The 16,264-nt window shown below is 51.4% G+C and carries 11 protein-coding genes; 4 read left to right on the top strand and 7 right to left on the bottom strand.

Annotated elements, in window-relative coordinates; all coding sequences use genetic code 11:
* Window positions 1-14: 14 nt before the first annotated feature.
* The 7 genes from AC2YIT_RS23530 to nirB all read right to left on the bottom strand — a co-directional run bounded on the left by AC2YIT_RS23530 (window position 15) and on the right by nirB (window position 8,689).
* Entirely contained in the window at window positions 15-947 is a 933-nt protein-coding gene (locus tag AC2YIT_RS23530; RefSeq protein ID WP_487280786.1) for a type 2 periplasmic-binding domain-containing protein, read from the bottom strand.
* A gap of 364 nt (window positions 948-1,311) precedes the next feature.
* A complete protein-coding gene (locus AC2YIT_RS23525) occupies window positions 1,312-1,959 on the bottom strand; it encodes a hypothetical protein (RefSeq protein WP_487280785.1) in 648 nt (215 codons plus the stop codon).
* Between the two features lie 312 nt (window positions 1,960-2,271).
* Window positions 2,272-3,180, bottom strand: a complete 909-nt coding sequence (locus AC2YIT_RS23520; RefSeq protein WP_487280784.1) for a ThuA domain-containing protein — start codon at window positions 3,178-3,180, stop codon at window positions 2,272-2,274.
* A gap of 76 nt (window positions 3,181-3,256) precedes the next feature.
* Complete coding sequence (locus AC2YIT_RS23515; RefSeq protein ID WP_487280783.1) at window positions 3,257-3,919, bottom strand: response regulator transcription factor; 663 nt, start codon at window positions 3,917-3,919, stop codon at window positions 3,257-3,259.
* Window positions 3,920-3,947: 28 nt separating this feature from the next.
* On the bottom strand, window positions 3,948-5,375 hold the full coding sequence (locus AC2YIT_RS23510) for a sensor histidine kinase (RefSeq protein ID WP_487280782.1): 1,428 nt from the start codon (window positions 5,373-5,375) through the stop codon (window positions 3,948-3,950).
* 130 nt (window positions 5,376-5,505) lie between these two features.
* Window positions 5,506-5,859 (bottom strand): nitrite reductase small subunit NirD, encoded by a 354-nt coding sequence (gene nirD / locus AC2YIT_RS23505; RefSeq protein ID WP_430843626.1) that lies wholly within the window; start codon window positions 5,857-5,859, stop codon window positions 5,506-5,508.
* A 313-nt stretch (window positions 5,860-6,172) separates the two neighbouring features.
* Entirely contained in the window at window positions 6,173-8,689 is a 2,517-nt protein-coding gene (gene nirB / locus AC2YIT_RS23500) for a nitrite reductase large subunit NirB (protein ID WP_487280781.1), read from the bottom strand.
* A gap of 275 nt (window positions 8,690-8,964) precedes the next feature.
* Here nirB and cobA point away from each other — a divergent pair, with 275 nt between their 5' ends.
* The 4 genes from cobA (at window position 8,965) to AC2YIT_RS23480 (ending at window position 16,241) form a co-directional block, all read left to right on the top strand.
* Window positions 8,965-9,723, top strand: coding sequence for a uroporphyrinogen-III C-methyltransferase (gene cobA / locus AC2YIT_RS23495; protein ID WP_487280780.1), 759 nt, complete (start codon window positions 8,965-8,967; stop codon window positions 9,721-9,723).
* Window positions 9,724-9,760: 37 nt separating this feature from the next.
* Window positions 9,761-11,119: an alginate export family protein gene (locus AC2YIT_RS23490; RefSeq protein WP_487280779.1), complete on the top strand. Its 1,359-nt coding sequence runs from the start codon at window positions 9,761-9,763 to the stop codon at window positions 11,117-11,119.
* Between the two features lie 36 nt (window positions 11,120-11,155).
* Window positions 11,156-12,466 (top strand): NarK family nitrate/nitrite MFS transporter, encoded by a 1,311-nt coding sequence (locus tag AC2YIT_RS23485; protein ID WP_487280778.1) that lies wholly within the window; start codon window positions 11,156-11,158, stop codon window positions 12,464-12,466.
* A 232-nt stretch (window positions 12,467-12,698) separates the two neighbouring features.
* Window positions 12,699-16,241 carry a molybdopterin-dependent oxidoreductase gene (locus AC2YIT_RS23480; RefSeq protein ID WP_487280777.1) on the top strand — a complete coding sequence of 1,181 codons (3,543 nt, stop codon included), beginning with the start codon at window positions 12,699-12,701 and terminating at the stop codon, window positions 16,239-16,241.
* The last annotated feature ends 23 nt before the right edge of the window (window positions 16,242-16,264 follow it).

Below are 16,264 nucleotides of genomic sequence, written 5' to 3'. Positions count from 1 at the left end.
CGGGCTTGCAAACCTTATTTTACAGCCTGAAATCTTTCCAGTTTCTCTTTTTCGTCGGCCAGGCGTTTGGCATCGGCTTTCAGATAACCGAATTGGTGGAGGTCCTTGTCGGCATTCGCCGCTACCCAAAGCAGGAATTTCTTGGCCTCAGGATTGGAGTTATTTTTTGCGATCGAAAAATGGATGTTTTCAACCGGTACATTCTTCACTTTTTCGGCTTCCAGCGTCGCAATCACCTGGTCCAGGTTTTCCAATGCTTTTTCCTCTTTGGAGACCCGGCCGTTGCCATCCAGGTCGACAGGAATGATCGTCAGCCCGTCTAGCGGCTTGCGGCTTTGCAGATCATAAGCGAGGCCCGGCGTAGTGTACGTAATGCCCGTCTCGTCTTTCAGGAGCGCCTTGATCAAATGCTCATCGGCGCCGGCAATGGCTTTGCCTTTGATATTCTGCTGCTCGTAACCGAAATATTTCGCGAAAGTGAGCGGTGCCCCGGCCTTCTGCAAGCGTGTGTAAATAGTGTATTGCGTCGTCAGCGACTTGTCTTTTTCTGCGTAAATATCGTGGAAGAAGATTTGCTTGTATGTTTTCTCATTCAGTCCTTTATCTGCATATTCTTTCGCGAAAGCGGATTTCACATTCGCTACCGGCAACAATGCATAGCGACCGATCGAAATATATTCGCGGGTGTCCTTCACTTCCTTGTCCTGATCATAAGCCTCGATCAGCAAGTCATATTTCGCCGGATCCGTGATCGTGCGCGTTTCGATCACGATCTGTGCCTTGGGATTGGCAGCGGTATATTCTTTGATCCATTTGTCAACCAGCGGATAAGCAAACCGCACGCCGGTGATGATCACCTTGTTATCGTTCGCTTCCTGTGCAATTGCATTTGGGAAAGCAGCCAGCGCCAGGCCTGCCGCCAGAAAGATTGTTTTAAAATTCTTCATACTATAAAAAATGGTTGGGAGTATGGACCAGCCGGCCCACAGCTTAATGGATGATGCATAACAGAGTAAAAATCAGAACTACGGCACAAACAACCGTCAGAAGCAGCTCAACAACAGCAACAGGTTGCAAGAGCGAAGGAATAACCGAAAGGGCCCACCATAGGCATACCAATACTGCGCGAAGAATAACGATCCATCGATTTCATGTTTGAAAAAGATTGTGGTATTGATCTCGTCTGCTGGTGGTTAACAGACAAAATCTACTAATTTGATAGACAAAGTAAATTTAAAGAATTTGAAAACGCAAGGGATTGGTTGAAATTCGTGGAAATTTGGGTTTGACACACCACCAGCAAACCCACGCCTAATGTCCAACCGGCTGGGACGCATTATCGAGCGCCTGCGATTTTGATTTTCGCTTGCTCCACTTCTTGAAATCCTGCCAGATCGCCTCAGGATAAAGGTTAATTCCGTAACTGTAATAAAACCCGCTGAAACGTTCGCGGAATTCGCCGGAAGAGAGGGCGTTGCGGTAGCCGATCTGGGAATTGATGCCCGCCCAGCGCAATGCGCGGTATTCGGCGTATACGCCTACTTGCAAGGGAATAAAATAGTCTTTTCGCGAGCCGGATATAACGCTGTCGAACAGGTCGCGGAAACGGGTGCTTTCGTTACCGATGCCAATTTCCAGCGGAGTAGATAACACCCAGCGTTTGTTGCGGATCGCGGTGTGCCAGTAGGCAAAGTTGGCGAAACGGACGTCGGTGGCGGTGTAGTAAGAGAGATTGAGAGGATTCGGAAACATTTTCCGCCAGTTAACCAGCCGCCGCGCTGCATTATACCCCAGCCAATAGTAGCCCGCCGTCAGGCGGTTGCGTTTCTCGCCGAAAGTAATCCCTGCATTGACTCCGAAAACGTTGATATGCTTATGCTGGATAAATGTCCCCCGCGCATCAAAATTGAAAAAGAGCTTGACCTTGTTTTGTGCGGAAACCCGGCTTAAAGTGCCCATTGTGTCCGGTATAGCCTCAATTTTTGGTAAAATAATTGTGGATTGCGTAGGAATACGAGACGGTACTGCGACTGTGGAATCGGTTTGGGCATAGACAGGCCATTGTCCGGCAAAGAGCAGGGTGAGCCACAAAAAAATAGTATTGTTAGGGCGCTTACGCGGTTCTTGGAAACCGTATTTCATCTTGACTTCAACACAAACAGCAATGGGCCTGCTTCGTTTCCGTCGCGTGAGGACCACCGGGTTATTACAGCAAGTAACGCAAAACCCGTGAAAGAAATTTACGGATTAAAAAAATTTAATCCTGACTGCTCAATTCACTCGCTTCGTGAGCGCATTCAACTCATTATCAGTAGGAGTTGCAGAAGGGATGCCATCAGCCGGAACGTCGATTTTTGCCGCCCATGCGATGGCATTCAGTACGAGTTTTCGGAAGTTGTCGTTTTGCCAGTTCTTATGCATATGCCCGCCGGTAAAACCAAATCCCCGGCCGCCATCGGGCCGCTCGAAGGCCCAGGCGAGGGTTTGTAGTTCTTTTCTGGTGATGACCGCCTCGCGTACTGCGGGGTTGTTGGAATGGGTGCCATCGGGCTTGTCCAGTGTGGATTCCGGCGGTAATGCCTGCAAAATGGGCGTCACACCTTTCATACCGGGCGCGAAACGCATATGGTAGTACCATTCGTCGAGAATGCTGAAAGGTTTTACGCCACGCGCAACGGGATGGTCGGGAAAGCGCGCGAAACTGGCTTCCCAGACTGGGTTTACCGACCAGTTGATTTCAAAATATCCTCCTATCCATTTCAAAAAACGGTCGCCGCCAGCCTGGGCGTCCACTTCGAGGGAAAAATGCAGGTTAACAATACCCGTCCCCCTCGCAACGAGTTTTTCCATTGTAGCAGCATGCACCAACTCCAGATGGTCAGCCCCCCCGCCATCAAGGTAGAAAACAATGGCAGCCGCGTTGTCCAATACCGATTCGTCCTGCGGCCAGCCATTGCGTACAATCACGGCTTCCACGCCCGGCAGACTGTCGTTGAGGGCTTTTGCGAGTAATGTGCAACCGCCATTGTGTTCGTGCTCTCCTTTGCCGTGGCTATCGGGACCAGCGATAAAGACGATCCTCTTCTTGGGTACCGTTTTATTGACGGCTGATTTAACCTGTGCATTTGCAATTGCAAAGAGCAATATAAAACTCAAAATGAAGGTGCATATCCTGTCCATTGTATCCCAGTTTGATTGACGGTTCGCTTCCGAAACCGGTAACTGGGCTTGAACAGCATAAAAATCAGGCCATAAGTTACTTCATTGCAAGGCTGATCAGCTCGGCCGTGTTCTTCACGTTGGCCTTTTTCATGATACTCGCGCGCTGATTGGCGACGGTATTGGAGCTGATGTCGAACTTTTCGGCAATATCCTTACTACTCATTCCTTCGGTAAGGCATTTGAGGATCTGCTGTTCTCGTGGGGTTATAATTTTCCAGATCGATTTTTCCTGGACTTCTTCCTGCACGGGCCGTGCGTCGCTTACGCGGGCGAGCTGCTTGAGTAGGTTTTTGATAATCACCGACGACGCGAACGGTGGAAAATAGAGTTCGCCTCTGGCAATAGCGCGGATCGCCCTAAGCATTTCATCACGCCCGGTATCCTTTTCCAGATATCCCGAAGCGCCGTTTAACGCCGACGAAAGCATATAATCGGTATTATTGTGCATACTGAATACGAGGATCTTCGCAGACGGGAATACCGGTACGATCTGCTTGATCACTTCCAGGCCCGGCATACGGGGCATCGTCAGATCGAGCAAGATCACGTCGGGCTTCACTTTTTCGACCATATCCCACACTTCGTCTCCGTCCGAGGCTTCGCCGGCAATGATCAGGTCTTCTTCATCTTCGAGCAGGGTGATAATGCCCTGCCTCACTACCGAATGATCGTCTACAACTAAAATCCGAATAGGCATATATGGTTAGCTAGTCAGCAATAAGTCATTATAAATCAACCCGAACGACCAATCTCGTGCCGCTATCCACTTTGGAACTAATCTCTATTTCTCCATTCAGAAGTCGGGTGCGCGTACGGATATTCTCCATTCCGTTACGGGTCAGGAACTGTCCTTCTGACTTTAAATTACTAATTAAAAATCCTTTTCCGTCATCCGCAATTTCCAAAACGATGCGATTCTTATTTTGTTCCAATTTTATCTTGATCAGATCCGCATTCGCATGTTTCACTGCGTTGTTTAATGCTTCCTGGGCAATTCGGTACAAGCCGATTTCCATCGGCCGGCTCATCGGAATGCGTTCGCTGGTCTCGCCCTCGAACAAAATTTTGATCCCCGACACATCGGCCGTCTGTTGACAGAGCAGTTTCAATGCCGACGCCAGCCCGAAATCGCTCAGTACCGAAGGCATCAGATTAAATGATACCTGCCTGGTTGTCTGAATGATGTCCTGGATCAACGTCACCAGTTGGTCGAAACGCTTCTGGTGTTTCTCATCGTGAAACTGCACAGCTTTCAATTTTTCCGCGTGAAGTTTCAACCCGGTCAGCATCTGGCCTATTCCGTCGTGCAGCTCCAACGCAAAGCGCTTCCGCTCCTCTTCCTGCCCTTCTATCAACGCACCTGCCCTGACGCGGTCTTCGGCTAATTGCAGTTCGTATTTTTCCTCTTCAAGACGCAGCAGCTCTTTCTGCGTTTCGACAAGCTGGCTATTAGCCTCTTTCAATCGCTGATTGGAAAGTTGTAATGCATCTTCCGATTCTGTCAGCATCCGCACAACTCGACGCGTTGTATTCACTACCGGCCTGAAAATCAGCAACCCCTCCGCCACAAGTACGAGGATCGTCATCAAATCCAGTATCCATTCAATGCGTTCCAGGTTTTGAAGCCGTTCAAAACTTTCCTTATCGAACTGGAACACAATACGGTTCATCTGCGACAGAAACCTCGGCTCGTTGTCAAGGACCTGCGCCAATGCCCGCTGCTTTGCGGCTACATCGGCGTCATCGCGGCTGATGATCAATAAATTCTCGTAAATATTGTCAAAAACGGGAGCCAGTTCGTGGAACATAGTGTCCAGAGGCTGGCTCTTCCAGGTGACAAAACCTTTCTCGACAGGCAATTTTCTGGATACGAGGTTCTCGTGGCTATCCTTCCACAATTTGAGCAACGAGCCGAAATTCACGGAGTCGCGATGCTCGAACTCATTGATTTTCAACACGGCCAACTTGGTTAGGCGCTGGCTGAGCATCCGTTGGCGCCCTGCCACGTTTACCAGTCGGCTGTCGTGGTTGAGGCTACGGATCGTACGCCTGATTAGAAACAGGCCACTCACGGTGAGCAAAGCTACCACACACAATGCCACCACATAAAACCGCGTCAGGCTGCCCGCTACGCGCTTGTCGAGTCTCTCCATTTGTTAACTACCAGGGGTCATAGACCAGGGGGCGACCTCCTGGATGATTTAGGTCTGCGACCGGACGGCGCTTCCGTCTTGCGAGGGCTCCTTTGGCCGCCTGTTGTAAGCTAGCCTGGCTACCTAAGGCTTACAGGCCGATGTATACGCGGTTCTCCTTCACCATCACCGGAAAGGTGTTGATCCGGTATTCATCGTCGTTCAGGCACTGTCCGGTTTGCAATGAAAAGGTTTTTTTATGAAAAGGACAAGCCACCTTCGGTTCTTCTGCGTGGCTGCCGATCATTCCGCGCGAAAGGGCCATCTGCTGGCGATGCGGGCATTGGTTGTCGGTGGCATACCACTCTCCCCTTCTCGCAAAATTGTAAATGGCAATTTGCTTGCCGCTGATAAACGCGCAGCCTCCGCCGTCCTCCGGGATATCGTCGACGTAGCATGCCATGTGCCAGGTTACTGCATTAATTGTGTCGGTGATTGTTTCCATTTTGCTGTAAGGTTGATCGTCAAGGCCAGGGGTTGAAACCCCTGGTTAAAAAATCTTTTTGCTATTGATTTGCTATTCTTTTGCTATTGATCCCCCGGGTTAAAACCCGGGGCAATGGATTTTTCATTTTAATCCATTTCCGTTGGCTTTAGCCGACGGGTGGCGTATGCAATGGTTTTATCTTCAATCCATTTCCGTTGGCTTCAGCCGACGGGCAGCGCATGCAATGGATTTTCGATTTTATTCCATTTCCGATGGCCTCAGCCGACGGCAGCGCCCCGGGGAGCCGGCAATGCGCCATGGATCCCGGTCCCTACGCCCATTCGGTAGCGCGCTTCTGGTCGCGCATATCCGCGAATGTGACGCTCGGGTCTTTCATCGGCGTGTTCACGAAATGCGTGAAACGTTTGCGGAGCTCTGGATTTTCCACCACTTCGCGCCACTCGCATTTGTAGACGTCGACCAGGTTCTGCATATCGCGTTCAAGTTCTTCGGCAATGCCCAGTACATCGTCCACGACCACGGCCTTGAGATAATTCATACCACCCTCCATTTTGTTGAGCCAGGTAGCGGTACGCGTCAAAGGATCAGCCGTCTTGATATAAAACATTAAAAAGCGGTCGATAAGACGGAGACAAGTTTCCTTATCCACATCGCTGGCGAGCAATTGCGCGTGCTGCGGTTTGGCGCCGCCATTGCCGCAGACAAACAGGTTCCAGCCCTTGTCGGTAGCGATAATGCCGAAGTCTTTGCTTTGCGCTTCCGCACATTCACGCACGCAACCCGATACCGCCGATTTCAGCTTATGCGGCGAGCGCAGGCCTTTGTAGCGCTCCTCCACTTCGATTGCGAAGGATACGGAATCCTGCACTCCGAAACGGCACCAGGTCGAGCCCACACAGCTTTTTACGGTCCGCAGCGATTTCCCGTAAGCGTGGCCGCTTTCAAAGCCGGCGCCAATCAGTTCTTCCCAGATATCCGGCAAGTCGCCCAAGTGCGCGCCGAAGAGGTCAATGCGCTGGCCGCCGGTGATTTTAGTATACAAACCGTATTTCTGCGCCACCTGGCCGATCACGATCAGTTTCTCGGGCGTGATTTCACCACCGGGAATCCGCGGAACCACCGAATACGTACCGCCTTTCTGGATATTGGCCAGATAACGATCGTTCGAATCTTGCGCCACAGCACGGTCTTTTTCGAGGATATTCTCATTCCAAAGGCTGGCCAGCACCGAGGCTACGAGCGGCTTGCATACTTCGCAGCCATCGCCTTTGCCGTGATGGTCAAGTACCGCGCCATAAGTTTTCAAACCATTCATTTTCACCAGGTCGAGGAGTTCCTGCCGTGAGTAATCGAAGTGCTCGCAGATCACATTGCGAACATAAACGCCCTTTTCCTTCATCACACCGGCGATCAGATCTTTCACCATCGGGATGCAGCCGCCGCAGCCTGTACCCGCTTTGCAGCATTTCTTCAACGCATCCACGGTGTGGTGGCCATTTTCGCCTACTTCATGGCAAATCATGCCTTTGGTAACAGCCTCGCACGAGCATATGAGCGCATCGTCGGGCAGGCTCATTACGCCTGCGCCCGCTTCCTCGCCCCCGCGGGAGCCCAGGATCAGGTCTTCGGAGTCGGGCGGGAGAACGGTTTTGTTCTTGCAGGTTTGCAATAGCATATTATATTGCTCTGCCTCCCCAACCAGGATCCCACCCAGCAAAGTTTTGCCGTCGGTGCTTACATTAATACGTTTATAAATGCCTTTGGCCTTGTTTTCGTAACGGATTGTACGGCAAGCAGGCTCTTCCACGAACGGATCGCCGAAGCTCGCCACGTCGGTACCGATGAGTTTCAGCTTGGTCGACATGTCATAAGGCAAGAACTCCTTCTCGCCGCCGGTCAGCATCGTCGCTACCACATCGGCCATTTCATAGCCTGGCGCGATGAGACCGTAGATCATATGGTGTGCCAATGCGCATTCGCCGATTGCGAAAATGGACGGATCGGAAGTTTGCAGCTGGTTGTTTACGACGATACCGCCACGTGGGTGGGTTTCGAGTCCCGCAACTTTGGCAACCTCATCACGCGGACGGATACCTGCGGAAATCACGAGCATATCCACATCCAGGAAGCTATTATCAGCGAATTGCATTCCTTCAATGCGGTCGTCGCCTTTAATTTCCTGTGTACTCTTCGATAAATGTATTTGTAAACCGAGCGATTCGAGCTGGCTTTGCAGCATGCGTGAGCCGGCGTCGTCGATCTGCCGCGGCATGAGGCGCGGGGCGAATTCTACTACGTGCGCTTCTTCCAATCCCAGGTCCAGCAATGCTTTCGCCGCTTCGAGACCGAGCAGGCCGCCACCGAGCACAGCACCTTTTCTGGCTTTTTTAGCATACGACTGGATCAGTTCCAGGTCCTCGATGGTGCGGTATACAAACACCCCATCCTTTTCGACGCCCGGGATCGAGGGAACGAATGCTCCGGAACCCGTGGCCATTATGAGGTAGTCATAATATACTATATGTCCATGGTGCGAACGTACCAGTTTCTTCTCCCGGTCGATATCTACTATCGGGTCGGACAAAAACAGCCGTATCCCGTTTTCGGCATACCAGTCGACACCGGCCATCGAAAGGTCGTCTGCCGTCTTGCCTGCAAAAAACTCGCTTAAATGTACTCTGTCATAGGCGGCACGCGGTTCTTCACCAAATACAGTGATGGCAAAGTCCTGTCCGTCTTTTTTTCTCGAGAGGAGCTTTTCACAGAATTTGTAGCCCACCATACCATTGCCAACTACGACGATCCGGGTGTTTGAAACAGCTTTCATAGTAATTAATAACTATTTATTTGTGAAAACACGATTATTTTATTGAACTATTCTAATATTGCAGGCGCATCATTACTTTTTCGATAAGTCAAAAGTAAATCGCGTTTTCTTAAATTCCTAACTTTTAATTCGTATTTATGGTTAAAAATAAACATAAATTTTGGCAAAATGATTGTTTTATAAAATTTGACTAGTAAATTTGAACCAATAATTGATATAGTTACAAAATACTATATATAGTACATTTCTAATATTCACCCTATTATATATAAGAGATGGAAGCGAAACTGACACTGGTAGGAGCCGGCCCTGGCGACAGCGAACTGATCACACTCAAAGGCATGCGTGCATTGCAAACGGCAGATGTGGTACTGTATGACGAGCTCGCCAACGCGGCTTTCCTGGAATTTGCGCCAGCCCACGCATTGAAGATGTATGTAGGCAAGAAAGTGGGAAACCCTTCCTTCTCGCAGGACGAGATCAACGGCTTGATCGTACGCCTCGCCCGCAAGCGCGGCCATGTGGTACGGCTCAAAGGCGGCGACCCGTTCGTGTTCGGCCGCGGGCATGAGGAGATCGAATATGCGCAGGACCACGACATCGTTTGCGAAATTGTGCCGGGCATTTCCAGCAGCATCGCTGTTCCGGCTTCGCTGGGCGTACCGGTAACACGCCGCGGGTTAAGCGAGAGCTTCTGGGTGATCACCGGCACGACGCAGAACGGCGAACTTTCGGACGATCTCCGGCTGGCGGCGCAGTCGAAAGCGACGGTCATTGTCTTAATGGGTTTGAATAAACTGGAAGAGATTTGCGCGCTATACAAACACTTCGGACGCGGACATTTGCCAATGGCCGTGATTCAGAACGGCACCCGGCCGGATGAGAAGAGTGTGGTGGGACAGGTCTGGGAGATGCCCCGCCTCGTACGCGAGAGCGGTATCGGCACGCCGGCGATCATGGTAATGGGCGAAGTTGTGGCCCTCAGTCCCGCCTACGCATTCGAATACCTGCAAAATATGCAGATGGCATTTTGACCTGCTTAGCTTTCACTCCAACCTAAACATAATCACAATGAGAAAAGCTGTTTACCTCCTTTTGCTGGGCATTACCGCGGCCGGCCTGTTGGCCCCGACGCGGACGATGGCGCAGTTCAGCCTTTCGGGTCAACTACGGACTCGGACGGAGTTGCTTGACGGACAAGGCACAATGCTTTCCAAAAGCGAAAAGCCTGCCTTTTTCACTTCCCAGCGTACCCGGCTGAATGCGGGCTACAAGGGTTACCGAACGCAGTTTTTCGTTGCCGTGCAGGATGTGCGCGTTTGGGGGCAGGATGCTTCTACAAACAACCGCATTACCAATTCGTCGCTGAATGGGCTGATGCTGCACGAAGCGTGGGGGGAGATCAGCTTGCTGGATACCAACCAGACCAAGCTCGGTAAAGAGTTTGCATTGAAGATCGGGCGGCAGGAATTGCTCTACGACGACAGCCGCGTGCTGGGCAACCTCGACTGGCTGCAACAGGCACGGCGGCACGATGCGGCTTTGATCAAGTACGGTTTCAATGGCTTTACCGCCCATCTGGGAGTTGCGTATAACCAAAACCGTGAGCTCAAAACCGGTACATTGTACGACGGCGTGCCCGTGGGCTACACAGCCGGAACGAACGGCATCGGGACGATGTACAAGTCGCTGCAATTCCTGTATTTGGGTAAAAAATTAAAACAGGGAAATACCTCTTTCCTCGTTGTGAAGGACGATTTTCAGAAATATACACTGGATACGGCGGGCGTGAAGAAGCTGACGAACGGCGTGCGGAGCAGGGTTACGTTAGGGCCTTATCTGCAAACCAAAATCGGTAAAAACTGGACGCTGACTGCCAATGCTTTTTATCAAACCGGCAAGGACAAAGATGGCGCGACATTGAGCGCATATATGTATTCTGTCCGGGGGTTGTATGCGATGAGCCGTGCATTTTCCATTGGTCCCGGCTTTGACTACACCTCCGGCACAGCTACCGGCTCAGCCAGGAACCACACTTTCGACCCGCTTTACGGCACGCCGCACAAGTTTTGGGGACAAATGGATTACTTCTACGCGGCCAACGGCTTCGGCAAGGGCGGGCTTTCGGACCTTTACATCAATACCACCATCAAAGCTTCCGAAAAGCTGTCCATCAATACCGACCTGCATCATTTCGCCAGCGCCGCCGTAGTGCGTGTAGCTGACAATCAGAAACTTTCATCCAGCTTCGGCGAAGAGCTCGATATTATCGCCAACTACAATCTCACGAAGACCATCAGCTTCCAGGGCGGCTACTGCACCTTTTTCTCGACCAAGAGCCTCGCGCAGGTAAAAGGTGTGAAAAATCCGCAAAAAATGTCCAACTGGGCTTACCTGATGATCAACATCAAACCTGAATTTTTGAAATAAGTCTGTCATAACCATCACTTTCAACCTCTTATTACTATGGAAACGACCAATAAGCCGCTTGAAAAACTCAACATTTTCAGTTTCAAAGGCGTGCAAATGCGCACCTTCCACCTGACCTGGATGGCGTTCTTCCTTTGTTTCTTCGGATGGTTCGGACTGGCTCCATTGATGACCGTCATCAAAACCGACCTCGGATTGACCAAGCCTCAGATCGGTAACATTATCATCGCTTCCGTAGCCGCAACGGTCATCGCCCGCATCGCGATCGGGAAACTTTGCGATTCGTGGGGCCCGCGCAAAACCTATGCTGCATTGCTAGGCCTTGGCTCGATTCCGGTCATGACGGTCGGTTTGGTCAACTCATACGAAGGCTTTCTGCTTTTCCGCCTGGCAATCGGCGTGATCGGTGCTTCTTTTGTGGTGACCCAGTACCACACCTCGGTGATGTTCGACAAGAAGATCGTCGGAACGGCCAACGCGGTAGCCGGTGGCTGGGGGAACCTCGGCGGCGGTATCACCAACATGGTTATGCCGCTCATTTTCGCTGCATTCGTGGGCGCAGGTTACGTGCCGGAATCGGCATGGAGAATCGCGATGGTGATCCCTGGTGCTGCATTGCTCATCTTTGCATTCGTGTATTACTTCTTCACCAAAGATACGCCGGCAGGCAACTTTGAAGACCTTGCCATCGCTAATCCGAAAGCAGCCAAAGCGAAGGGTACCCTCGGCATCGCGATGCGCGATCCGCGTACTTGGGCGCTGTTCCTGGCATATGGAGCGTGTTTTGGAATTGAAATTACTTTCGATAATGTAGCAGCATTGTATTTCTCGGAAAACTTCAATACCTCCCTGGCCACGGCAGGTATCCTGGCCGGCACGTTCGGTTTTATGAACATTTTCGCTCGGGCAGTGGGGGGGATCGTCGCGGATAAAGTCGGTAACAAATGGGGTATGCTGGGCAAAGGTCGTTTGCTGGCGCTCCTGCTTGCCCTCGAAGGAATCGGCATTGCATTGTTCGCACAGAGCGGCAGCATTGTGGGCGCGGTAATCACGATGCTTTGCTTCGCAATGTTTTTGAAAATGGCGAACGGCGCTACTTACGCGATTGTTCCTTTCATTAATCAAAAAGCGATCGGCTCGGTGAGTGGCATCGTAGGTGCAGGCGGTAACGTGGGCGCGGTACTCGCGGGCTTCCTGTTCAAATCGAGCTCTATTACTTATTCGCAAGCATTTATGTATATCGGTGTCGCTATTGCTTGTGTGGCTGCCATTGTCGCATTGATCAATTTTGAGAAAGCACAGACCATCACAGCAGAAACTGGAAAATTGGAACCAGCAGAGGCTTGATGGATCTGCAAGATGAAATTCAATTTCAATTCAATCTCAATTCAATTTCAATTCAATCTCAGTTGACTAAAGTCAACTGCAATAGATGGCTGCTGTCAGCAAATAAAGAATCCCCTTGCCCCGGGTTTTAACCCGGGGATCCAAAGCAAAAGAAAAAAAGAAAGATTGATATTAATACCAGTTCTAGTCATTCAATCATTCAATCATTCGATCATTCAATCATTCATTTAAAATGAAACCAGCCCCCAATTCCTACAAATCGACCTGCTGTTACTGCGGCGTAGGCTGCGGGGTCGTGGTGACGAAAGAAAGTAACGGCCAACTAAGCCTTGAAGGAGATAAAGAGCACCCTTCGAACAAGGGAATGCTGTGTTCCAAAGGTATGAACCTGCATTACACGGTCATGGACCAGTCCGACCGCCTGCTCTACCCGCAGATGCGCCTGAACCGCTCGATGCCCTTGCAGCGCGCAACCTGGGATGAGGCCATGGAACGCTCAGCGACGGTTTTTAAAACATTAATCAAAAAATTTGGCCCCGATTCGGTAGCATTTTACGTCTCCGGTCAATGCCTTACGGAGGAGTACTACCTGGTAAACAAGCTGATCAAAGGTTTCATCGGGTCCAACAATATCGACACCAACTCCCGCCTGTGCATGAGTTCGGCGGTGGTGGGTTACAAATTGTCACTGGGCGAGGATAGCGTTCCTGTTTGCTACGACGACATTGAGGCGGCCGATGTCATGTACGTAACCGGCGCTAACCCGGCCTGGTGCCATCCCATTATCTGGCGGCGCGTGGAAGCCCACAAAACGGCGAGACCGGATACCAAAATTATCTGCGTGGACCCGCGCGTGACCGACACCGCCCGCTCGGCCGACCTGCATTTGCAGATCCGCCCTGGCACCGACATTGTTCTTAACAATGCGATCGGCCGTTTGCTGATCGAAAACGATTATCTCGATGAGCGGTTTATTGCAGACCACACCGATGGTTTCGAATTATTCCGGCTACAAGTAATGCAGCGCACTTTGGCGGAAGCGGCCGACATTTGTGGTGTCCCTTCCGCCGACATTGCCTTAGCCGCCGAATGGATCGGCCGTTCGAAAGGCTTTCTTTCCTTTTGGACAATGGGTCTGAACCAGTCGGTAATCGGTGTAAACAAAAACCTTTCGCTCATCAACCTGCATTTAATTACCGGTAAAATTGGGAAACCCGGTAATGGGCCATTCTCCTTAACCGGCCAGCCGAATGCCATGGGCGGCCGGGAAACAGGTGGCCTTGCCAACATTCTCCCGGGCCATCGCGAGGTACTGAATGCCGAACACCGCGAAGAAATAGAGAAATTCTGGAACACGCCCGTCCGCATTGCCGACAAGCCCGGCCTCACCGCCACCGAAATGTTCGAGGCACTTGCTAACGACAAACTGAAAGCGATCTGGATCATCAATACCAACCCATTGGTAAGTATGCCGGACATGAATACCGTGGAAACCGCATTGAAAAAATCGCGTTTCGTGGTAGTTCAGGACGTTTCCAACCGCGCGGATACCGTGCATTTCGCCGATGTGGTGCTCCCCGCAGCCGCGTGGCTCGAAAAAGACGGCAGCATGACCAACGCCGAACGCCGCATTACCTATCTCCCCAAAGTGCTCGATGCACCGGGAGAAGCGCTGCCCGACTCCGAAATCCTCTGGCGTTTTGCGCAGAAAATGGGTTTTGAAAAAGCATTTAATTACAAAACTACCTCCGAGGTTTACGACGAATACGTGAAGGTTACCAAAGGAACAACCATCGACGTGACCGGGGTAAGCCACCAATTGCTGAAAGAGAAACGCAGCGTTCAATGGCCGTTGTCGTCGCTTGATGGTGAGCGTTCGGCAGACGTGCGACAGCCAGGCACCAAACGTCTGTTCACAGATCATCAATTCTACACCAAAAATAAAAGAGCCCAAATACACGCCGTCCCCGACGAAAACCATTCCGAGCCGACAGACAGTCAATTCCCATTGGTTTTAACCAACGGAAGGGTTCGTGACCAGTGGCACACGATGACAAAAACGGGTCGCGTTGCGAAATTAAACAAACACATCCCCCAACCTTTCTTGCAAATACACCCGGAAGACGCGTATGAACGCGGCATTTTGGAAGGCAGCTTAGTGACGGTCAGCAGCCGCCGGGGCGAAGTGCGCGTGAAGGCTCAAATTACCACGGACGTCCGCAAGGGGCTTTGCTTCCTCCCTATGCATTGGGGGAAAATATTAGGAAGCAATCTGCTACGGGCCAATAACCTGACCAGCTCGCTGGTAGACCCAAAATCCAAAGAGCCTGATTTCAAGTTCTCGGCTGTCCAGGTCGCCTTATACAAAAAGCCATTTGAAAAAATCATCATCATCGGCGCCGGGTCGGCCGGGCTGGGCTTTATCAATTCCTACCGCCAACTGAATACCGACGATGAGATCCATGTTTTTTCCAAAGAAATATATCCGTTCTATAACCGGGTCATGCTGCCCGACTATATCAGCGGCTCGCAAACCTGGGAACAGCTCGTGAAGCTTCGTGAAGACCAGTTTGCCGAAAACCGCATTACCGTACACAAAGGTGTGAGTATCATGCACATCGACCGGAAACACAAGACCGTGATCGATAGTAACGGGCTGGAACACCGTTACGACAAGCTCATCCTCGGCATGGGCAGCAAGGCATTCATGCCGAAGGGTGTGCCTAATCTGCCCGGGATTTTCAACATGCGCTCGCGCCTCGACGCGGACTCGCTTCTACCGTTTCTGAAACAGCCCGATCCTCATGCGGTAATCGTCGGCGGGGGAATTCTGGGCCTGGAACTGGCGGCATCGTTCCGGGAAATGGATGTAAAAGTGACTGTGATCCAGCGAAGCGGCCGTTTTATGGAGCGCCAGCTCGACCCGCTAGGGAGCGAATTGCTCTACCAGGAGCTGCTCGACCGTGGAATAGAATGTTATTTCAATGATGAGGTGGCTACCTTCTCGGGTTCGGATACCGTAGAAGGAATCAGGCTGAAATCGGGGCGGAAGATCGACTGCCAGGTGGTTGTACTGGCAATAGGCACCGTCCCGACCATCGACCTCGCGCAGCAAGCCTCCCTCGAATGCAAGCGCGGCGTGGTGGTAAACGATTACATGCAAACCTCCGATCCGGACATTTATTCCGCCGGGGAAATTGCCGAATGGAATGGCCAGATGTGGGGCATTACCCTCGCCGCCGAGCAGCAGGCCGAGGTGATCGCCAACCATCTCGCAGGCGACATTTCGCAGCCTTACAAAGGCAGCACGTCGATGAACATCCTGAAAATGGAAGGGTTGCAGCTTTGCAGCATCGGCATGACCGACGCCCCGGCCAACGATCCAGCCTACGAGCAGATTGTATTTATCGATAAATCAAAGCGTTACTATAAAAAGTGCATCGTGCACCGCGACAAGCTCGTAGGCGCTATCCTGATCGGCGACAAGAACGAATTCCTCGAATTCCGCGACCTGATCGCAGGCGGTGTGGAGCTCTCTGAAAAACGCCTTCAGCTCCTGCGCGCCAGCCAGAAAGCCGAACCGATGATGGGCAAACTGGTATGTTCCTGCAACAATGTAGGACAAGGAAACCTCGAAAAAGCCATTGCAAGTGGCTGCGGCGATTTCCAGAAGCTCTGCCAGACGACTGGCGCCGGAACCGGTTGCGGCTCGTGTCGGCCGGAGGTGAGGTCGATACTTGAAAAAGCGCTGGACGCGAATTTGGCGGCCAATTGAACTTATGCTAGGTGTTGTCAGGA

Source organism: Dyadobacter sp. SRI_021, assembly GCF_057586235.1.
Note: the sequence above shows the minus strand (reverse complement) of the source record. Positions and strands in the feature narration are given on the sequence as shown.

Bases quoted from the DNA above. Each gene is read 5' to 3' on its own strand.
- AC2YIT_RS23525 (WP_487280785.1), bottom strand. From the start codon at position 1,959: ATGGGCACTTTAAGCCGGGTTTCCGCACAAAACAAGGTCAAGCTCTTT.
- AC2YIT_RS23530 (WP_487280786.1), bottom strand. From the start codon at position 947: ATGAAGAATTTTAAAACAATCTTTCTGGCGGCAGGCCTGGCGCTGGCT.
- AC2YIT_RS23490 (WP_487280779.1), top strand. From the start codon at position 9,761: ATGAGAAAAGCTGTTTACCTCCTTTTGCTGGGCATTACCGCGGCCGGC.
- AC2YIT_RS23510 (WP_487280782.1), bottom strand. From the start codon at position 5,375: ATGGAGAGACTCGACAAGCGCGTAGCGGGCAGCCTGACGCGGTTTTAT.
- AC2YIT_RS23520 (WP_487280784.1), bottom strand. From the start codon at position 3,180: ATGGACAGGATATGCACCTTCATTTTGAGTTTTATATTGCTCTTTGCA.
- AC2YIT_RS23480 (WP_487280777.1), top strand. From the start codon at position 12,699: ATGAAACCAGCCCCCAATTCCTACAAATCGACCTGCTGTTACTGCGGC.
- nirD (WP_430843626.1), bottom strand. From the start codon at position 5,859: ATGGAAACAATCACCGACACAATTAATGCAGTAACCTGGCACATGGCA.
- nirB (WP_487280781.1), bottom strand. From the start codon at position 8,689: ATGAAAGCTGTTTCAAACACCCGGATCGTCGTAGTTGGCAATGGTATG.
- AC2YIT_RS23485 (WP_487280778.1), top strand. From the start codon at position 11,156: ATGGAAACGACCAATAAGCCGCTTGAAAAACTCAACATTTTCAGTTTC.
- AC2YIT_RS23515 (WP_487280783.1), bottom strand. From the start codon at position 3,919: ATGCCTATTCGGATTTTAGTTGTAGACGATCATTCGGTAGTGAGGCAG.
- cobA (WP_487280780.1), top strand. From the start codon at position 8,965: ATGGAAGCGAAACTGACACTGGTAGGAGCCGGCCCTGGCGACAGCGAA.